This is a genomic window from Burkholderia sp. E168m23 (genome assembly GCF_016586125.1).
GTDB lineage: Bacteria > Pseudomonadota > Gammaproteobacteria > Burkholderiales > Burkholderiaceae > Burkholderia > Burkholderia orbicola.
On sequence record NZ_BCPP01001196.1, the window covers coordinates 1 to 1,775 of the forward strand.

At 71.6% G+C, this 1,775-nt stretch carries 2 pseudogenes; one reads left to right on the top strand and one right to left on the bottom strand.

Annotated features, from left to right (window positions below):
• Positions 1–27: 27 nt before the first annotated feature.
• Positions 28–732, top strand: a pseudogene (locus tag JMF90_RS35615) (MFS transporter); the annotation flags it as partial.
• Positions 733–753: 21 nt separating this feature from the next.
• Here JMF90_RS35615 and JMF90_RS35620 read toward each other — a convergent pair.
• Positions 754–1,775: pseudogene (locus tag JMF90_RS35620) on the bottom strand (EamA family transporter); the annotation flags it as partial.

Below are 1,775 nucleotides of genomic sequence, written 5' to 3' on the forward strand. Positions count from 1 at the left end.
TAGCATACATTATACGAAGTTATACGAATCGCCGAGTATTTCGGCTGGCGGGCGGTGTTCGCCGCATCCGTCGCGGCGCTCGTCGCGCTCGCCGTCGTGATCGTGCTGCGGCTGCCGCGCAGCTCGCCGACGTCGACGCTGTCGTACGGCAAGCTGCTCGGCTCGATGTGGGATCTGGCCGTGGAGTTGCGCGGGCTGCGCGAGGCATCGCTCACGGGCGCCGCGCTGTTCGCGGCGTTCAGCGCATTCTGGCCGGTGCTCACGCTGCTGCTCGCCGGCGCGCCGTTCCATCTCGGCCCGCAGGCAGCCGGCCTGTTCGGGATCGTCGGGGCCGCGGGCGCGCTCGCCGCACCGTATGCGGGCCGCTCCGCGGACACGCGCGGCCCGCGCGCGGTCATCTCGCTCGCGATCGTGCTGCTCGCGCTGTCGTTCGTGATCTTCGCGCTGTCGGGGTCGAGCCTCGTCGGGCTCGTGATCGGCGTGATCGTGCTCGACGTGGGCGTACAGGCCGCGCAGATCTCGAACCAGTCGCGCATCTATGCGCTGAAGCCGGAGGCGCGCAGCCGCGTGAACACGGTGTACATGGTGTGCTATTTCATCGGCGGCGCGCTCGGCTCGTCGGCCGGCGTCGCCGCATGGCGCGCGTTCGGCTGGATCGGCATGTGCGCGGCCGGGCTGCTGTTTACCGCACTCGCCGGCTGGTCCCACCATCGCGGCGGCCGGCGCGGCTGAGCGCGACCGGCCAGCGCGGCGTCACGCGTCGGTGCGCGAAACGGCCGGCTCGGCGGCGGCGGGCGGCGTCGCGAACGCCGGGGCGGGCTCGATCACTGCGGCCGGGTCCATCACGGCCGCAGGCGTCGGCACCGCGAGCGGGACGGCGGAAGGCGCGAGGATGGGCGGCGCATCCGGCGTCGCGATCTGCTCGACGACGGGCGAAGCGTCCACCGTCACCGCCTGCTCGGCCGCCACGACCGGCGAACTGGCAGCGGTAGCCTGAGCCGGAGCGGTGGCCGTAGTGGCCGCGGGCCGGCGCGCCGGATCGAACACGAACGACAACCCGACGCTGCCGAGGATCGCGACGGTCGCGACCACGGTCGCCATCGTCACCGGTTCGCCCAGCAGCAGCGCGCCCAGCGCGACCGCGACGATCGGGTTCACGTACATGCAGCTGCTCGCGATGATCGGGCTCGTGTGGCGGATCAGGTAGCCGTACGCGACGTACGCGGCCATCGTGCAGAACACCATCAGGTACACGAACGCGAACACGGGCCCGACGGCCAGTTGTTCGACGCGTTCGCCGAGCAGCCACGCGACGATCGTCGACATCAGGCCGCCGAGGCCGATCTGCAGCGACGTCGACAGGAACAGGTCGGACGGCAGCTTGAGCCGCGTCGCGAGATGCGCGCCACCCGCCCAGAACAATGCGCCGGCCAGCACGCAGATCGTGCCGAGCGCCGAGTTCGCGGCGGCCGCGCCGCCCGAATTCAGCACGACGATGCCGACCATCCCGAGCGCGACGGCCGCCCATTCGCCCTTCGTCACCGGCCGCCCGGCCACCGCCGCGATCACGGTCGCGAACAGCGGCACCGTGGCCACCATCACCGCGGCCGAACCGCTGCTGACGGTGCGCATGCCGAGCGCGATCGTGCCGGACGACAGCGCGACGAGGCATCGTGCCGACGATCGCCGAGTTGCGGATTTCCAGCAGCGTCGGCCATTCGGGCTTGCGCCGCAGCGCGAAGATGAACAGGCCGATCCCGCCGAGCAGGTTGCGC